We start from the raw sequence: 17,274 nt of genomic DNA, 5'->3' as shown, positions 1-17,274 counted from the left end.
TCAACCCTCTTTTTCTATAACTTCGTTCTGGGGCTTACCAAGTTTGAATTCAAATTTCTTTTTTCTGTTTTTGTCTTCATCAGCCGGAGGTTCAACCATTTTGCAGTTTCCTTCAAAAACCGCTCCTTGGTCGGATACAAGAGTATGTATTTCCACATCTCCCTTTAGGCGGGCGGTTGATTCGAGATGCAGGTTGTTTCTGGCGTAAATGTTTCCTGTAACCGTTCCGGACAAAATAACATTTTCACACCATATATTCCCTTTAACAACCCCATTGGCGAGAACTGTAACATCCCCTGCCGCTTTAATATCGCCTTCCACACGTCCTTCTATCTTTATTGAACCGTCGGACTCAATATTTCCCGTAATTGTCGTATTTTCACCGATAACCGTGTCGATCACTGTATGTTTATTTTTTTTCATAATATCATCCTCCAGAATATATTTAATTTTGTTCCGTCCCAATGAATATAACCGGATCTATGGGTTCACCGTTCAGTAATATTTCAAAATGCAGATGCGGCCCGGTTGTTACTCCGGTATCGCCGACTTCTGCAATTTTTTCCCCTGCTTTAACTTTCTGCCACTTTTTTACGAGGATTTTTGAACAGTGGGCATAACGCGTAACCAGGCCATTCCCATGATCAATGTCAACCATGTACCCGTATCCGCCGTTTTTACCTACTGCTATAACAGTACCTGATGCGGCTGCATATATTGGATTTCCTATCTCTCCTGCGATATCCACCCCTGTATGGGAATGATATTTCTTGTAGATTGGATGAAGTCTGTTACCAAATCCCGACTCTATAAAACCTTCGGTCGGCCAGATTGTAGGCAGGCTGTTGAGATAATTCTCCAGCTCGAATTTTTTCTCAGCCAGTTCAGAGAAAAGTTTGTCTTCTTCTTTATCGGCATCTTCAAGAAATTTCAGCAATGCTTTTAATTCCGAGATTTTACCCGCGAAAGAGATCGCAGGATTTGATGCTATGGCTGATCTGTTGATTGCAAGTGTTTTTGTTTCCTTGTCGATATAATTTTTCACCAGGTTCTGGATCTGATAATGAAATTCTTCGATTTTGTCCTGTGAAATTTTTTCAAGTTTTTCTATTTCAGATATGACAGATAAATTTTGAATGGCCAATTTTTGTTGTTCGGTAAGAAATAAATTCAAAGCGCTGTATTCTTTACGCAGCCGCAGATTTTCTTCTTTTATGAGCATTAATTGATAAATAAGAGCCATTATTACCGACACAAAAAATGTCGCGAGCAGGAATAGTTTCAGCACAGGATGAGTGGTCTTCAAGGTTTTCACCCTGCCGGAATTATGAGGTATAAGCATTAAAGTGAAATATTTCCTTCTTTTTTGTGCTTTCCCTTTTTTCCTTTTCATAACTTCACCTTACGCGTATTTTTCGGTAAAACAGATGATTTTGTCGCAAAAGTTCTGTTTACATTTATAATCTCTTCGGGATTAAAATATATGTCTGGAATTCCAGAAGCAGTACATAAAGGCAAAACCAAAAATATTGGCAATATTTGCATAGCCGTTCTTTATTATAATATAAAAAGTTTACAAAATGAAGATATAAATCGAATTTTATTATTCCGCGGCAGAGACAGGATGCATAATACCGATGAATAGTGTTTTTTGTATATGCTTGAAAATAACGTTTGCCGGTGACGGAAAAAATATGCCGAACTATTCAAGGATTCATAATGCCGGAGAATTGAAGTTCAGGAATAATTAATTTGTATACATGGATTTTCAATGCTATATTAGTGTCAGAAAACAATCATTATTACAGGTTGGGCGAAAGGAAGGAGAACATGATTATCCAGAGTAAAATGGTATTTGTTTCGGGGCAGTTTATTCCTGCTCAAATTCATATGGATAACGGCAAAATTTCAAAAATCTCACCCTACGGTGAGTCAGTTCCCGATACTGATTATGAAGATAAATTGATCGTTCCCGGTTTCATTGACATACATACCCACGGAATGGGTGGCTATTCCGCCGATGATCCTTCACCCGAAGGACTGATTAAGTGGCTTAAAGCTTTGCCTTCTGAAGGCGTTACGGCGTTTCTTCCCACTACCACTACGCAAAGTAAGGAAAATACAGTAAGAGCACTCAAAAATATTGCCGACGTAATGAAACAGAATCACTCCGGTGCCGAAATTTTGGGTATACATCTTGAGGGTCCGTTTATTGATTACAACCATAAAGGAATGCATATAAAGGATCATCTGAGGGCGCCATCGGTTGAAGAATTCATGGAATATCAGAAAGCGGCGGACAACTCGATTAAATATATGACAATTGCCTGTGAACATGACAGTGATTTTGCACTTATCCGTTATGCAACCCGGAACGGGGTTACCGTGTCCATCGGTCACAGCGGGGCAAGTTTTGAAAATGCAATGCTGGCTCTTGCAAACGGCGCGATGTCGTTTACGCACAGTTTCAATGCGATGAAAGGGCTTCATCACCGGGAACCTGCGGTTGCGGGCGCATTAATGAGTTCCAATGCGTTTGCGGAGGTAATTGCCGACGGATATCATGTACATCCGAGTGTGGTAAAGATACTGTTTAATGCAAAAGGAAATTCAAATGTAATACTTGTAACTGACGCTATAGGCGTTAAAGGCCTTCCTGAAGGGGTGTATGAAATATCAAATGTAAAAGTGTCGCTGGACAAAAACGGTACGGCGCGAAATTTCGGAACTGACACAATAGCGGGAAGCTCCCTGAAAATGAATGAAGGAGTTAAATTCCTTGTTGAACGTTGTTCGGTTTCAGTTGAAAATGCAATTCTCGCGGCGACTTTGAACCCTGCAAGGGTCCTTGGCGTTGAAAACAGAAAAGGGCAGATCAGATATGGAAATGATGCCGATCTTACCGTCCTTGATTATGATTTCGGCGTAACGGCTGCTTATTGCAGAGGTATGCTGGTTTATTGCAGTAATAATTGCAGGGATTAGCGGCGAATTTATACATGTCTTTTGCACGTATACCGCAGCCTTCTAATTTAACAGGTTGTATGTCAACGGGTTGCCATGTAAAATTATTTGAAGATTTAATGTATCAGGGTAAATAATATGACATGGCTTAAGTAAATTATTTGTTTCCAAAAACAGGAATTTGTCCGATTAAAAATTAACTGGTATTATGGACATATAATACTGACAGCGGGGGATTTGTGTCAAAGTATGAAAAATCTGGTTATAGGAATACTTGCGCATGTGGATGCAGGAAAAACAACATTATCGGAAAGCATGCTGTATTTGAGCGGCAGGATAAGGAAACTCGGAAGGGTGGACAATAAGGACACCTTCCTTGATACTTACGAATTGGAAAGGGCGCGGGGAATCACAATATTCTCGAAGCAGGCGGTGTTTAAAATAGGGGATATACAAATAACCCTGCTGGACACCCCCGGACATGTGGATTTTTCGACCGAAATGGAAAGAACCCTTCAGGTGCTGGATTATGCCATACTGGTGATTAGCGGTTCGGACGGTATTCAGAGCCATACGAAAACTTTGTGGCGTCTTCTTGATATATACCGGATACCGGTGTTTATATTTGTAAATAAAATGGATCAGAGAAGGAACGATAAGGATACCTTAATGACGGAACTGAAAAGGAGGCTTTCCGACCGCTGCGTGGATTTTACGCATATCGGGAGCAATGATTTTTATGAACAGCTGGCCATGTGCGGCGAAGTGCTGATGGACGCATTTATTGAAACGGGAAGTATTGATAATAACATTATCCGGGGGGCAATAAAGAAAAGGGAAGTGTTTCCGTGTTATTTCGGTTCGGCTTTAAAACTTGACGGCGTGGAAGAGTTTATGAACGGTATTGTGGAATATTCAGAAATGCCTGTATATCCGAAAAGATTTTCAGCAAGGGTTTTTAAAATAGGAAGGGATGAGAAGGGAAACCGCCTTACGTATATGAAAATAACGGGCGGAAAGCTGAATGTCCGGGATGTTGTAAAAAGCGGCGAATGGGAAGAAAAGGTTACGCAAATTAGAATTTATTCGGGGCAGAAGTTTGAAGCTGTAAATGAAGCAGAAGCGGGAACGGTATGCGCCGTTACGGGACTTACCCATACCAGGGCCGGCGAAGGGCTGGGAGAGGAGAAGGATTTTTTTGTGCCCGTTCTTGAACCTGTCCTGTCATACCGTATTGTGCTTCCCGAAGGCTGTGATCCGAGGATGATGCTGCCGAAGCTCAGAGAGCTGGAAGAAGAAGAACCGGCTCTACGTATTGTCTGGAATGAACAGCTTAAGGAGATTCAGGTTCAGATAATGGGTGAAGTGCAGCTTGAAATTCTTCAAAGTATGATAAAAGACCGATATGGCGTTGATGTTTCCTTTGATTCGGGCCGCGTTGTTTACAAGGAGACAATTGCCAATACAGTCGAAGGGGTAGGGCATTTTGAACCGCTGCGGCATTACGCCGAGGTCCACCTTCTGCTGGAACCGGCAGAGCGCGGAAGCGGCCTTGAATTTGCGGTGGACTGCAGCGACGATGTGCTGAGCAGGAACTGGAAAAACCTTATCATGACACATCTCAGGGAGAAAGTCCATAAAGGAGTTCTTACAGGCTCGCCGATTACCGATATGAAAATAACACTGGTGTCGGGAAAGGCGCATAATAAGCATACTGACGGCGGAGACTTCAGGGAGGCCACCTACCGCGCCGTGCGACAGGGTTTAAAGGAGGCGCAGTCGGTGCTTCTCGAACCGTATTACTCTTTTCAGCTTGAGATCCCCGAAAAAATGGTGGGCCGTGCGATGGCCGACATCGAAAGGATGCATGGAACATGCCAGATTTCTCAGGTAAGGGATGATATGGCGATTATCACCGGGAGTGCGCCTGTTTCAACCTTTCAGAACTATCAGAAAGATGTAACGGCGTATACAAAGGGGCTTGGAAAGCTATTCTGCACACTGAAAGGATACGATATCTGCCACAATCCCGAGGAAGTGATAGCCGAAATTGGATACGATTCGGAGAAAGACTTTGAAAACCCGACGGGGTCGGTATTCTGCGCGAACGGTACAAGCTTTTATGTTCCGTGGTACATGGTTAAGGAATACATGCACGTGGAAAGCTGGTTTCAGGCAAGAAACAGTTCCGATGACGCCGAACAGGACCGAGAAAAGTTATATACGCATGAAAAATGGATCTCAGCTGAAGAGGTTGACAGAATTCTCCAAAGAACATATTTTTCCAATCAGGGAAAAAAATCCTCGTGGCGAAAGAGAAAGCCCGCAAAAGAAAAAGCAGGCGGTTACAGCCAGTCGTTGTATATAGGGAGGCCTAAGGAGAACAAAGAAAAGTATCTCCTGGTGGACGGGTATAATATTATTTTTGCATGGCCCGAACTTAAGGAAATGGCAAAAGAAAACATGGATGCCGCAAAGTCGAGGCTTCTGGACTGGCTGAGCAAATACAAAAGCGTGGAAGACTGTGAGGTTATTGTTGTGTTTGACGCCTACCGTGTTCAGGGGCATCCGGAAGAATTCCTGGAATACGGAAACATTTATGTGGTCTATACCAAAGAGGCTCAGACCGCCGACCAGTACATTGAAAAATTCGCCCACGACAACAGTGAAAAATTCGATATAACCGTTGCAACGTCGGACGGTTTGCAGCAGGTCATTATCAGGGGCGAGGGCTGTGCCCTTATGTCGGCGTCTGAACTCAGGGAAAAGGTGAAATTTACAAACGAAACCATTGTTAGAATATATAAGGAAAAACAGCCGGTGGACCGGAATTTTCTGATGGATAAACTGTCAGAAGAAACCAAAAAACAGATGCGGAATCTATTGAGCGAGGATGACGTTTAACCCGGACTTTCAATCGGTTTTGCCGCTGTTTCCGTCTTTTTCGGAGTCCTGCCGCGCTTCGATGAACCTTTTGAATTTTTCAAGAATATCAGGGTTTTTTTCAAAAAACATGTTCAGCATGTCGATGTTTTTCATTGTATTTAAACCTATATTATGCTCGATCAGCTCGGTTTCCGCAAGAATGTTTTCGGTAATCCCGATGTTTCTCAGAAACCTTTCAATAACCTTATGCCGTTCAAGCAGAAATTTGCCGTATTTCTTTCCTGCTTCGGTAAGGATAATGATGTCATATTTCCGGTAATCCACAAGCCCGAGTTTTGCAAGTTTCTGAACCATCTTTGTGGCGGAGGACGGTCTGACGTTCAAAAGCTTCGAAAGCGTGTTTGTTCTGATATACCCTTCTGTCTCCATGTTCCTGTATATCATTTCAAGATAATCCTCCATACCTGAGGTTAAAAGTTTATTCTCCTGATTTAACAGCTGATATCCCCTGACGGTGTGGAATCCGTTATCTTTGCTCATATTTCCACCTCTTTCGTCGGACTGATTTAACCGCTATTCAAACCTTATTCGTAACACCGGCAGTTTATGTTTCATATATTGGTTTTGAATAAAAAAATTAGCCGCCGCTAAAGTTTTAAACCAATACAATATGGGGGAAATGGAGATGAGTAAAAGAATTGTTCCTTTAAACTGTCTGCCGATAGGCAAAAAGGGTAAAGTTGTAAAACTGATATCCGAAGGGATTATCCGCAGAAGGATGCTGGACATCGGGCTTATACCCGACACGGTTGTGGAGGCCGTTCAGAAAAGCCCGTCCGGAGATCCGACGGCTTATTATATCCGCGGAGCGGTAATGGCGCTGAGGTCGGAAGAAGCCGGAAAAATTCTTGTTGAAATGGCTTAGCTGAATCTATTGGAGGAGGATGCACAAAATGGGGCTTACAAACAAATCCACCGGTATAAGTCTATTGCAAAGTGAGCTGAAAATTGAGCGTATTACACCGGACGACAAGGTGGTAGCACTTTCCGGAAATCCTAATGTAGGGAAAAGCACTGTTTTTAACAGTTTAACGGGACTTAACCAGCATACCGGAAACTGGCCGGGGAAAACCGTTACGAATGCCCAGGGAAGGTACAAATACAAGGACAAAAATTTTATTTTGGTGGATATACCCGGCACTTATTCGCTTATGGCAAACTCGGCAGAGGAGGAAATTGCACGGGATTTTGTCTGTTTTGGAAATCCTGACGCGGTTGTAGTGGTTACTGACGCCACATGCCTTGAAAGAAACCTGAACCTGGTGCTTCAGACCCTCGAAATAACCGAACGTGTTGTTGTCTGTGTGAATCTGATTGATGAAGCGCAAAGAAAGAAAATACGCATAAACTGCGATAAGCTTTCCGAGATCCTTGGCGTGCCTGTTGTTGCAACGGCGGCTCGGATTAAAAAAGGACTTAACGAACTGATGGATGCGGTTTATGAGGTATCGGGCGGGCGGATACCGCTAAAACCTATAAAAATTACATATGACGATGAAATTGAATATGCGGTTGCTCTGATACAGCCCAAAATTCAGCAACTAACCGAAGGCAGAATAAACCCGCGGTGGGTTGCGCTGAGGCTGCTGGACGGGGATAAAACCCTACTAAACTCCATAAACAGGTATCTTGGCTTTGATCTTATGAGTGACAATGAACTGGCTGAACTGCTGAATAAAGCAAAAGAATATCTTGCCGGCAAAGGCGTTACGACAGATGTATTCCGCGACAGAATCGTAACCCGGTTAATAAAAATTGCCGAGGAAATAAGCAGCATGACAGTTACATTTGCAAACAGGCAGTATGACCGGTTCGACAGAAAAATTGACAGAATTCTGACTTCAAAAGTGTTTGGCTTTCCCGTTATGCTTGCCCTTTTGGCAGTGGTATTCTGGATTACCATTGAGGGGGCGAGCTTACCGTCAGGGCTTTTGGCAGATTTTCTGTTCGGAATTGAGGAAAAACTAAGTTCACTTTTTATAACCCGCCGCTGGCCGGCATGGCTTCATGACATATTGGTACTTGGAATGTTCCGAACCCTTGCCTGGGTTGTCTCCGTAATGCTTCCGCCAATGGCGATTTTCTTTCCGCTGTTCACGCTTCTTGAGGATTTAGGGTATTTGCCGAGGGTGGCGTTTAACCTGGACAATTTTTTCAAGAAAGCCTGCGCTCACGGGAAACAGGCGCTGACTATGTGCATGGGTTTCGGCTGTAACGCTGCGGGGGTAGTTGGGTGCAGGATAATTGACTCCCCAAGGGAGCGTTTGATTGCAATACTTACGAATAATTTCGTCCCCTGTAACGGACGGTTTCCTACACTTATAGCAATGAGCGTTATTTTTATCGGCGGGGTGGTCAGTGAAAATTTCAAGTCGCTCATTTCAACCCTCGCCGTAACCGCTGTTGTGATTTTGGGAATATTGATGACACTTCTCGTTTCCAAAATTCTTTCCAAAACGGTTTTAAAAGGGTTCCCGTCCTCATTTACGCTCGAGCTGCCTCCCTACCGGAAGCCTCAGGTGGGACGTATTCTTATACGTTCGGTTTTTGACAGGACGCTTTTTGTCCTGGGCCGCGCCGTTGCGATCGCCGCGCCTGCGGGAATTGTTATATGGCTGATGGCGAATATAAAAATCAACGATGCAAGCCTTCTGACCCACGCCGCAAATTTTCTGGATCCTTTCGGGAAAATGCTCGGAATGGACGGTTATATTTTAATGGCCTTTATACTTGGTTTGCCTGCCAATGAAATTGTTATTCCGATTATCGTAATGAGTTATTTGTCAGCAGGGGCAATGCTTGAACCCAGCTCACTGGAAGACCTGAAAAACCTTCTGGTATCCAACGGATGGACATGGGTTACAGGTTTATGCGTTATGCTGTTCTCGCTGATGCATTTTCCGTGCGGTACAACCCTGTGGACGATAAAGAAAGAAGCAGGAAGTGTAAAATGGGCACTGGCCGCGTTTGCGATACCCACGCTGGCGGGCTTTGTTATTTGTTTTATCGTGGCAAACGGCGCACGGCTTCTTGGGCTGGTTTAATATTCTTAATAACAGGGCAATAAAGCCGGAGGCGCCATTATCCGCGCTTCCGGCTGCAATTTTCATGCTTTAATGACTTTTCATATATGAAGTATCCATGTGGCGAATGTGAAATATATCATAAGCGATGTGGCATCGACAATGGTCGTAAGAAGCGGGCTTGCCATTATCGCAGGATCAACTTTGAGCATTTTCGCCAGTATTGGCAGCACACAACCGATAATTTTGGCCAGCATAACGGTGAAGAATAATGTTACGCATACCGTCAATGTCACGAGCAGATTAATTTTTTCCAGGAAATATATTCTTATAAAATTCAGCGCGGCCAAAACAAAACCACAGATAAAACTTACCTGAACCTCTTTAAGTATAACCCTGAAAATATCCCTCGTCGTAATTTCGCCAAGGGCCAGGCCCCTTATTATAAGCGTTGAAGATTGCGAGCCGGCGTTTCCGCCTGTGTCCATCAGCATCGGAATGAATGAGGTAAGAATTACTATCGACTGTAATATATTATTATATTTGTTAATAATATTACCTGTAAAAGCCGCGGATATCATCAGGATCACAAGCCATGTAATTCTGTGTTTTGCAAGCACCCAGGGGCTTGTTTTCAGGTATTCTTCATCCGACGGATGCATGGCGGCCATTTTCTGAAAGTCTTCGGTGTTTTCCTGATCAATAATGTCCACGACGTCGTCAATGGTCACAATGCCTACAAGCCTTCGTTCATTGTCCACAACGGGCATTGAAATTAAATCATACTTTTTGAACAATGAAGCAATCTTTTCCTGGTCATCATGAGTATTTACATAAACCGGATCAGTATCCATGATGTCTTTCACAACAGTGGTTTCGTCACTCAATATAAGCTTTCTTATCGGTATTACGCCTTCAAGGATCCTGTTTTCATTCAGAACATAACAGGTATCAATTGTTTCCTTATCCACGCCTGTTTCCTTTATGTGTTCCAGGGCCTGTTTTACGGTCATTTCCTTTTTAAGATCCACATATTCGATTGTCATGATGCTCCCGGCTGAATCTTCCGGGTATTTGAGAAACTGATTTATAAGCTTTCTTGTTTCATCATCTGTGGCCTGCAGGACTCTTTTGACAATGTTTGAAGGCATTTCTTCAAGAAAGTCAATCGTATCATCCAAAAACAGCTCATCAATGATATTTTTGATTTCCCTGTCGGTAATTGATGCGATAATATATTCCTGAAGCTGGTTGGAAATATATGAAAACACTCCTGCGGCAATTTCTTTCGGCAATATCCTAAAAATTATCAAAAGCTTTTGCTTGTCCAGTTCTTCCAGTAATTGCGCTATATCAACCTCATTCATTTCAATCAGTTTTTTCCTTGCTTCGCTGTAATTGCCGCTGTCGATAAGATTAAGGATTAACTCTTTCATTTACGGTGCCTCCTTCCGACAGAGCCACCTCCCCGGAGGAGTAGTTATGGCTCTGATTCTGGTATTGCTGTTTTTTTGCATTGAATTGGCAGGTAACGGGACAGGATCCACAACTACCACCTCTCTTTCGTAAATTGATCCATGGAAACGGCAGTGCCGCAAAAGACAAAAAGAAACATTTATGTTGAAGTTTAAACGTTAATTTTAAACATCAACATAATATTGCGTCCTGCCAAAACATAAGAAAACCCAAACACCGTTTAATAGTTGCGGGTTAAAAAAAGCTCTATTTGTTGTTGTGATATGAAATCAGGGAAAGCATGTACGGAAAGGGGTTAACATGACATATGCCGCAAAATGAGGTTTATGCCGAAAAAAACAGAGTTTGGCATTGCCGGTACTGAATTTTTTCCATACACACGCTTTCCGCTGTTATCGATATTACTACTGCCGCCAGACTCCATTTTTTTCACCTCACTTTGCTTTTTGAAAATCCGAACCACGAAAATTAACGATCGGGTAAAAAAACACCGAAAATACCGTTTAAAGTCTTTTGTATCAATACTATTCTATGTTTATAACCGCCGGTTGTCAATAACAAAAACTCCGGTTTAAAACCGGAGTTTCGTTAATTTCAACTGACTTAGATATCCAGTGGCGTTATCACCGTCAGGTCTTTATGCAATTGCAGGATTGAGGCGGGAACCTGAGGGGTTATAGGTCCGAACAATGCTTTTTTCAGTATTTCTTTTTTGTCCTCACCGCTGGCGATAAGTAAAACCTTTCTTGCCTGCATGATGGCTTTTATCCCCATCGTAATCGCTTTTCTCGGTACTTCGTCCCTTGACTTGAAAAACCTTGAATTGGCGTTAATTGTGCTTTCGGATAATGAAACACAGTGTGTGCCGGGAATGAACTCATCAGACGGTTCGTTGAATCCGATATGACCGTTATGTCCTATGCCGAGAAGCTGTAAATCAATTCCACCCACGCTTTCAATTAAATCGTCGTAACGTCTACACTCCGCGTCTATATCCTTGGCTTTCCCGTCCGGAAGATGGGTGTTGGCCATGTTAATATTGACCCTTGAAAACAGGTGTTTGTTCATGAAATACCGATAGCTTTGATCGTGGGTGGGATCCAAACCATAATACTCATCAAGGTTGATTGTGGTTACATGGGAGAAGTCAATCACCCCGTTTCTGTTCAACTCCACAAGACGCTCATATGTGCCAATTGGCGAGGAGCCTGTTGCAAGGCCCAATACGCTTTTTGGGTTCAGGATTATCTGAGCAGCTATGAGGTCTGCGGCCTTCCTGCTCATTTCTTCGTAGTCCTTAACATTGATAATTCTCATAATCGCTCACCTTTCCCGCTGTGAATATTCAGCAAATCTACGCTTTGTATGCTTGTGATAATTATATCATTGTACTCTTTTTTTATAAAGTTTTGATGGATGCTTTCCCGGGTCACTGAATTATTTTGAGCGTGCCCCCGATCCCGATCCAAATTGTGTTATTGACTTGTCGCCAAGAATCGTCTATATTATGAAAGTATGCTGGCATCGAAAGGAATCTCTGAAGGAATTATTTTGATGAGAAGAAAATACATAGGCGACAGATCGTTTTACAAAATGGCATTGACCGTGGCAATGCCGATAATGCTGCAGAATTTCATAACCAACCTGGTTAGCATGCTTGACAATCTGATGGTGGGGGCTTTAGGCACCGAGCAGATGTCCGGTGTCTCAATTGTTAACCAGATTTTGTTTGTTTTCAATCTTTGCATATTCGGCGGGCTTAGCGGAATAGGAATATTCACTTCTCAGTTTTACGGAAAGAACGACGATGAGGGTATCAGATATACTCTGCGGATGAAACTGATAATCGCCGTTTTAATTACTGCGGCGGCTATGCTGTTATTTACCTTTTACGACGACTTTTTTATAAACCTGTTTCTTCATGAGGTTGACGACAGTGGTGATATTGCTCTGACGCTTTCGTTCGCGAAAGAGTATTTTAGGGTAATTCTTGCCGGCCTTGTTCCGTTTGCATTATCCCAGATACTGGCAAGCACGCTGAGAGAGACGGGTAACACTTTTACCCCGATGACGGCCGGCCTTGCGGCGGTTGTTATAAACGGAGTTTTTAACTATCTTTTGATATTCGGAAAAGCAGGTTTCCCTGAACTGGGAGTGACCGGCGCGGCGATTGCCACGGTAATGTCCAGGTTTGCCGAGTTTGTCATTCAGGCATGTTACATTTTTGTAAAACGGGCAAAGTATACTTATATTAACGGCGCGTTCAGAAGCCTGAAGGTACCGGGGAAGCTATTTGTTTCCATTCTTGCGAAGGGAATGCCTCTGCTTGTCAACGAACTTCTCTGGTCAGGGGGGATGACTGCATTATCCGTTGCCTATTCGCTGCACGGAATATCCGTTGTGGCGGCAATTTCAATCGCTACTTCTGTGATTAACCTTTTTAATATTGCTTTTCTTTCATTGGGATCAAGCATAGGGATAATTGCCGGAAAATCCCTTGGGGCAGGCAGACACGAAGAAGCGGTTGACAACGTCCGGAAAATGATTGCGCTGTCGCTTTCGGTCAGCGTTTGTGTGGGCGTTGCGCTGTATTTTACCTCCGGCGCAATTGTAAATCTTTTTAAGACAGGTGAAGAATCAAAGCGGCTGGCGCTGTATTTTATCCGTGTCTGCTCTTTCGTGATGCCTCTGAACGCCTTTTCAAACGCATCTTATTTCACGCTCAGAAGCGGAGGCAAGACCATTATTACTTTTGCATTTGATTCGGGCATTCTGTGGCTTGTGTCGGTCCCGCTTGCCTTTTCACTTTATTATGTTGCGGGACTTCCTGTAAAAGTAATCTTTCCGGTAATCCAGTTTGCGGAAATAATAAAGGTAATAGTGGGTTTTATACTTTTAAGAAAGAGGGTATGGGTGAAAACAATAGTGTAAATCGGGATTTCGGATTTAACGGCTTTCTTCCGGCGAATCCATAAGTCCGTATTCAAGAAGGATTTGTTCCAGACGCTCCTGGGACATGGGCTTTGGGATTGTGAAACAGGTGTTCTCGTCTATGGCTTTTGCAAGCTTGCGGTATTCATCGGCCTGGGCGGAACGGGGAGCATATTCTATCACTGTTTTGCGGTTGATTTCGGCCCGCTGGACCACATTATCCCTTGGTATGAAATACAGAAGCTGAGTTCCCAGTTCTTCACAGAAGGCCCGCAGAAGCTCGATTTCCCGGTCCACGTTCCGGCTGTTGCATATTATTCCGCCGAGCCTTGCCCCGCCTTTCATCGCGAACCTTGCTATGCCCTTTGCTATATTGTTCGCGGCGTACAGAGCCATCATTTCACCGCTGGCGACAATATATATTTCCTTTGCCTTGCCTTCCCTGATTGGCATTGCAAACCCGCCGCAGACAACATCGCCGAGAACGTCATAAAAAACATAATCCAGGTCTTCGGTATATGCCCCCAGTTGTTCAAGAAGCCCTATTGAGGTTATAATTCCCCGGCCTGCACACCCGACACCGGGCTCGGGACCGCCTGATTCAACGCATTTGACACCGCGAAAACCCGTACGCACAATGCTGTCCAAATCCACGTCCTCGCCGGTTTCACGGATTGTATCGAGAACGGTGCGCTGGGCAAGAGTCCCGAGAAGCAGGCGTGTGGAATCAGCTTTTGGATCGCATCCGACAACCATTACTTTCCTGCCCATTTCGGCAAGTCCGGCTGTAAGATTTTGTGTGGTGGTGGATTTTCCTATTCCTCCTTTGCCGTAAATTGCTATTTGCCTGGTTTTGCTGCCCATAATACTCACCTCCGCTGGTTTTATATGATATATTCAGGCTGCGGCAGCGCGCTTGCCAGATGAAGTTTTTCCATAATGTCACGCCGGATATGAAGGAATTCGGTACTTCCACGGTGGCGGGGATGGGTGAGTTTTACCTCCATAATTTCACTTATCCTTCCCGGACGCGGAGTCATAATTACAATGCGGTCCGAAAGGTAAACGGCTTCATCTACGTCATGGGTTACAAGGATCATTGTGGTTTTATTCTGCCTGTGAAGTTCCAGCAATTTATCCTGGATATCCGCACGGGTGAATGTGTCCAGTGCCCCCATTGGCTCATCGAGAAGCAAAACCTCGGGGTTATTGATTAACGCCCGGGCTATTGCAACACGCTGCGCCATTCCTCCGCTGAGCTGATGGGGATATGCCTTTTCAAACCCTTTTAGCCCTATAAGTTCGATAAATTTTGCTACAAGGTCCCTGTTCTGCCTGTATATACCACGGGCTTTAAGGCCTGCGGCAATGTTTTTCTCCACCGTCAGCCACTGAAAAAGTCCGCCCTGCTGAAAAACATAACCCCGCTGCGGATCGGGGCCGGTTATAGGCTGACCGTTCAACGTGAGCTGCCCCGTCTCCGGCTTCTCAAGTCCGGCTATGAGCCGTAAAAGCGTGGTTTTTCCGCAACCCGACGAACCTATAATTGAAAGAAATTCACCGCGTCTTACCGAAAGGTTAATGTCCTGAAGCGCTTCGACGTGGTTGTCGTAATCGTCGTAGTAGGTGTGACTTACATTTTTTATTTCCAGAATTATGTCCTTGATCCCCGGCAATTCCTTATTCATTCCTTTACCCATCCTTTCTGCCACCGCAGCACCCTTGATCTTATAACGCCGATGATTTTCATTATAAGGCTGAAAAGCACAGCCATTACGAGGATGGCTGCAAACACCTTGTAATAGGCCGACCACACTTTGCTTAAGTTTATGTAATATCCCAGTCCGCCGGGCTGCCCCATCATTTCTGCCATGACCAGAGTGGTGAAGGCAAATCCGTTTGCGTTGGATATTCCGGTAAAAATCTGGGGCATGGCCTGAGGAATCGCCACATGGAATACCAGGTACGGGGTTTTTGCGCCCAATGTCCGGGCTACTTCAAACAAAGCTTTCGGAGTGGATTGTATTCCCTGGGCGGTAAGCGATGCAATGGAAAACCACCCGCAAATGACTATTAAGAATACCGCTGCCATGAACGGGGTGGGGAACAGGGTCAGAGCAAAAGGCATCCATGCGACCGACGGTATTACGCCGGTCATTTTCAGAACGGGATAAAGCCAGTAATACACTTTCGGGAACCAGCCTATAAGAATTCCCGTTCCGACCCCCAGGATAACCCCGAGGGAGAAGCCTGCGAAATACAGTTTCAGCGAATAAAGAGTGTTCTCCAGTATGAAATCGGGCTCGATGAGGAAAGGCTCGAGAATTTTGGCCGGACCGGGGAAGAAAGGCTGGGGCAGCAACAGGAGTTTTGTGCCCAGAATATCCCACACGGCAAGGACAATACCCATTACAAACCTGAAAGGTGCCCGGCTTGCAAATTTTGCCTTTCTGTCGGGGTCAAAGTATGAATATATGCCAACGGCTGCATATAACAGGATAACGGCACCTATAACCAGCCTGTACAGAGTGTTGAAAGTAAGGTTAAATCCCGCTACGGTATAGGTTTTTATTTCCACATCCGCTATCTGCCTTACAAAAAGGTTAACAGCAATGGCTGCCGCAAAGCCGGCAAGGGTAATCGAAAAACTCAGCCACCACCGGGCGGGGGATATAATTTTCGTTTTTTGGCGAAGCTGTCTTTCTTCAGCAGGCTTGACTGCTTCGGAAATTGGCGCCGCTGGAATAAATTCGGTTAGATCACGCATTGCCTGATGCCTCCTGTGTTTTTATTGTCACACTTATCCTGCCCGAGGCGTAACGCCGTAGGGCAGGATATCAAGTTTATTTACCGGCGTTTACGTCAATTTCATAATACGCGCGGTCGGTAAAACTTTCGGGATCTGTCGTAAGATAACCGATACCGTAAAGCTGCTCCGCAAAGTACAGCACATTGTCGCGTACCCTTGTCGGGTGCTGGGCCCTTTCTTCATAAGTGGGGTATTTATAACTCCTGATTAGTTCAATTGCCAGTTCTCTGTCCTCAATTTGAGAATACTTTTTGTCGATGATGATATCCACCGTTTCTTCGGGGTTTTCGGCTATCCAGTTCTGAGCCTTGTGATAAGCGCGAAGAAGTGCCGCAAGCTTTTCGGGCTCTTCATTTATCCATTTTTCCGAAGCATAAAGGAAGCAGCAGTATTTGTCGGCAAAAGGTTCGTCTTTGGATATGTCAAGGAGAACGCGGTAGTTTCCTGTTTTCTCCAGTACCGATCCAAACGGATCCCACAGCGCCGCAACATCGACTTCACCCTTGTTCAGCGCTTCCACTGCCAGGTTACCGTCCTCGAACGGCAGGAACGTGACTTCTCCGTCTTCAGGCTTCGCCGAAATGCCGTTTTTTTCAAGCCATACCGCTGCAACCTGGTGCGGTGTGCCGCCTATTTCGTCCACGCTGATTTTTTTGCCTCTTATGTCCTCAACGCTTTGTATCGGTGAATCTTTTTTGACAAGGAGCTTAATGCATCCATAGTGCAGTCCGTCGACGACTTTGACCTTTACGTCGTTCTCAATGGAGGGGAAGAACTGAAAATCGCCGTTGACAATGGGTATAGTACCGTTGTTAAGGCCTATTTTGCGTGTTTCGGTATCGGCGGAAATGAGGTTTACATCAAAACCTTCCTCGGCAAAAAATCCCTTTTCATAGGCTATGTAAATCGGGGCGGCGCAAAGGGAGCCGCTTTTTCCTGGAATATCAATTTTTCCGTATTTGAATTTCTCAGTGGTGTCTGTCGTTTCCGCGCCTGACGCAGGAAGCTGATTTGCCTGCGCATTGTCATTGCTTCTGTTTGCGCTGCCGCATGCCGCAATCACTGCGGCAACGAGAATAAGTACCAAAAAAATGCATACTGTTCTGAATTTTCCCATGAAATATT

General features: G+C 44.5%; 14 protein-coding genes. 5 read left to right on the top strand and 9 right to left on the bottom strand.

Annotated elements, in window-relative coordinates:
• Entirely contained in the window at positions 1 to 423 is a 423-nt protein-coding gene (locus tag CST_RS09355) for a bactofilin family protein (RefSeq protein WP_015359652.1), read from the bottom strand.
• A 22-nt stretch (positions 424 to 445) separates the two neighbouring features.
• On the bottom strand, positions 446 to 1,393 hold the full coding sequence (locus CST_RS09350; protein WP_015359651.1) for a M23 family metallopeptidase: 948 nt from the start codon (positions 1,391 to 1,393) through the stop codon (positions 446 to 448).
• A gap of 359 nt (positions 1,394 to 1,752) precedes the next feature.
• Between CST_RS09350 and nagA the strand changes: the two genes are divergently transcribed.
• Positions 1,753 to 2,985, top strand: coding sequence for an N-acetylglucosamine-6-phosphate deacetylase (gene nagA, locus CST_RS09340; protein ID WP_015359648.1), 1,233 nt, complete (start codon positions 1,753 to 1,755; stop codon positions 2,983 to 2,985).
• 228 nt (positions 2,986 to 3,213) lie between these two features.
• Positions 3,214 to 5,868 carry a translation factor GTPase family protein gene (locus tag CST_RS09335; RefSeq protein WP_015359647.1) on the top strand — a complete coding sequence of 885 codons (2,655 nt, stop codon included), beginning with the start codon at positions 3,214 to 3,216 and terminating at the stop codon, positions 5,866 to 5,868.
• Between the two features lie 9 nt (positions 5,869 to 5,877).
• On the opposite strand, the gene CST_RS09330 is transcribed toward CST_RS09335, so the two are convergent.
• Complete coding sequence (locus CST_RS09330; protein ID WP_015359646.1) at positions 5,878 to 6,390, bottom strand: iron dependent repressor, metal binding and dimerization domain protein; 513 nt, start codon at positions 6,388 to 6,390, stop codon at positions 5,878 to 5,880.
• Between the two features lie 145 nt (positions 6,391 to 6,535).
• Here CST_RS09330 and CST_RS09325 point away from each other — a divergent pair, with 145 nt between their 5' ends.
• Both CST_RS09325 and feoB read left to right on the top strand, forming a co-directional pair.
• A complete protein-coding gene (locus tag CST_RS09325) occupies positions 6,536 to 6,775 on the top strand; it encodes a FeoA family protein (protein WP_015359645.1) in 240 nt (79 codons plus the stop codon).
• Positions 6,776 to 6,803: 28 nt separating this feature from the next.
• Positions 6,804 to 8,954 carry a ferrous iron transport protein B gene (feoB, locus tag CST_RS09320; RefSeq protein ID WP_015359644.1) on the top strand — a complete coding sequence of 717 codons (2,151 nt, stop codon included), beginning with the start codon at positions 6,804 to 6,806 and terminating at the stop codon, positions 8,952 to 8,954.
• An 80-nt stretch (positions 8,955 to 9,034) separates the two neighbouring features.
• Here the strand turns inward: feoB and mgtE are convergent, their stop codons facing one another.
• Positions 9,035 to 10,369: a magnesium transporter gene (gene mgtE, locus CST_RS09315; RefSeq protein ID WP_015359643.1), complete on the bottom strand. Its 1,335-nt coding sequence runs from the start codon at positions 10,367 to 10,369 to the stop codon at positions 9,035 to 9,037.
• A gap of 643 nt (positions 10,370 to 11,012) precedes the next feature.
• Positions 11,013 to 11,726, bottom strand: a complete 714-nt coding sequence (gene nagB, locus CST_RS09310) for a glucosamine-6-phosphate deaminase (RefSeq protein WP_015359642.1) — start codon at positions 11,724 to 11,726, stop codon at positions 11,013 to 11,015.
• A gap of 237 nt (positions 11,727 to 11,963) precedes the next feature.
• Between nagB and CST_RS09305 the strand changes: the two genes are divergently transcribed.
• Positions 11,964 to 13,340 (top strand): MATE family efflux transporter, encoded by a 1,377-nt coding sequence (locus CST_RS09305; protein WP_015359641.1) that lies wholly within the window; start codon positions 11,964 to 11,966, stop codon positions 13,338 to 13,340.
• Between the two features lie 15 nt (positions 13,341 to 13,355).
• On the opposite strand, the gene nifH is transcribed toward CST_RS09305, so the two are convergent.
• The 4 genes from nifH to CST_RS09285 all read right to left on the bottom strand — a co-directional run bounded on the left by nifH (position 13,356) and on the right by CST_RS09285 (position 17,266).
• Positions 13,356 to 14,204, bottom strand: coding sequence for a nitrogenase iron protein (gene nifH, locus CST_RS09300; RefSeq protein WP_015359640.1), 849 nt, complete (start codon positions 14,202 to 14,204; stop codon positions 13,356 to 13,358).
• A 20-nt stretch (positions 14,205 to 14,224) separates the two neighbouring features.
• Positions 14,225 to 15,040, bottom strand: coding sequence for an ABC transporter ATP-binding protein (locus CST_RS09295; protein WP_015485080.1), 816 nt, complete (start codon positions 15,038 to 15,040; stop codon positions 14,225 to 14,227).
• On the bottom strand, positions 15,025 to 16,107 hold the full coding sequence (locus CST_RS09290; RefSeq protein ID WP_015359638.1) for an ABC transporter permease: 1,083 nt from the start codon (positions 16,105 to 16,107) through the stop codon (positions 15,025 to 15,027). The genes CST_RS09295 and CST_RS09290 overlap by 16 nt, the downstream gene beginning before the upstream one ends.
• A 76-nt stretch (positions 16,108 to 16,183) precedes the next feature.
• Entirely contained in the window at positions 16,184 to 17,266 is a 1,083-nt protein-coding gene (locus tag CST_RS09285) for an ABC transporter substrate-binding protein (protein WP_015359637.1), read from the bottom strand.
• Positions 17,267 to 17,274 lie beyond the last annotated feature (8 nt).

The organism is Thermoclostridium stercorarium subsp. stercorarium DSM 8532 (genome assembly GCF_000331995.1).
Lineage (GTDB): Bacteria > Bacillota > Clostridia > DSM-8532 > DSM-8532 > Thermoclostridium > Thermoclostridium stercorarium.
This window is presented reverse-complemented; position numbering and strand designations above follow the sequence as displayed.

Bases quoted from the DNA above. Each gene is read 5' to 3' on its own strand.
- CST_RS09305 (WP_015359641.1), top strand. From the start codon at position 11,964: ATGAGAAGAAAATACATAGGCGACAGATCGTTTTACAAAATGGCATTG.
- CST_RS09285 (WP_015359637.1), bottom strand. From the start codon at position 17,266: ATGGGAAAATTCAGAACAGTATGCATTTTTTTGGTACTTATTCTCGTT.
- feoB (WP_015359644.1), top strand. From the start codon at position 6,804: ATGGGGCTTACAAACAAATCCACCGGTATAAGTCTATTGCAAAGTGAG.
- nifH (WP_015359640.1), bottom strand. From the start codon at position 14,204: ATGGGCAGCAAAACCAGGCAAATAGCAATTTACGGCAAAGGAGGAATA.
- CST_RS09350 (WP_015359651.1), bottom strand. From the start codon at position 1,393: ATGAAAAGGAAAAAAGGGAAAGCACAAAAAAGAAGGAAATATTTCACT.
- CST_RS09330 (WP_015359646.1), bottom strand. From the start codon at position 6,390: ATGAGCAAAGATAACGGATTCCACACCGTCAGGGGATATCAGCTGTTA.
- CST_RS09335 (WP_015359647.1), top strand. From the start codon at position 3,214: ATGAAAAATCTGGTTATAGGAATACTTGCGCATGTGGATGCAGGAAAA.
- CST_RS09295 (WP_015485080.1), bottom strand. From the start codon at position 15,040: ATGGGTAAAGGAATGAATAAGGAATTGCCGGGGATCAAGGACATAATT.
- mgtE (WP_015359643.1), bottom strand. From the start codon at position 10,369: ATGAAAGAGTTAATCCTTAATCTTATCGACAGCGGCAATTACAGCGAA.
- CST_RS09325 (WP_015359645.1), top strand. From the start codon at position 6,536: ATGAGTAAAAGAATTGTTCCTTTAAACTGTCTGCCGATAGGCAAAAAG.
- CST_RS09355 (WP_015359652.1), bottom strand. From the start codon at position 423: ATGAAAAAAAATAAACATACAGTGATCGACACGGTTATCGGTGAAAAT.
- nagB (WP_015359642.1), bottom strand. From the start codon at position 11,726: ATGAGAATTATCAATGTTAAGGACTACGAAGAAATGAGCAGGAAGGCC.
- CST_RS09290 (WP_015359638.1), bottom strand. From the start codon at position 16,107: ATGCGTGATCTAACCGAATTTATTCCAGCGGCGCCAATTTCCGAAGCA.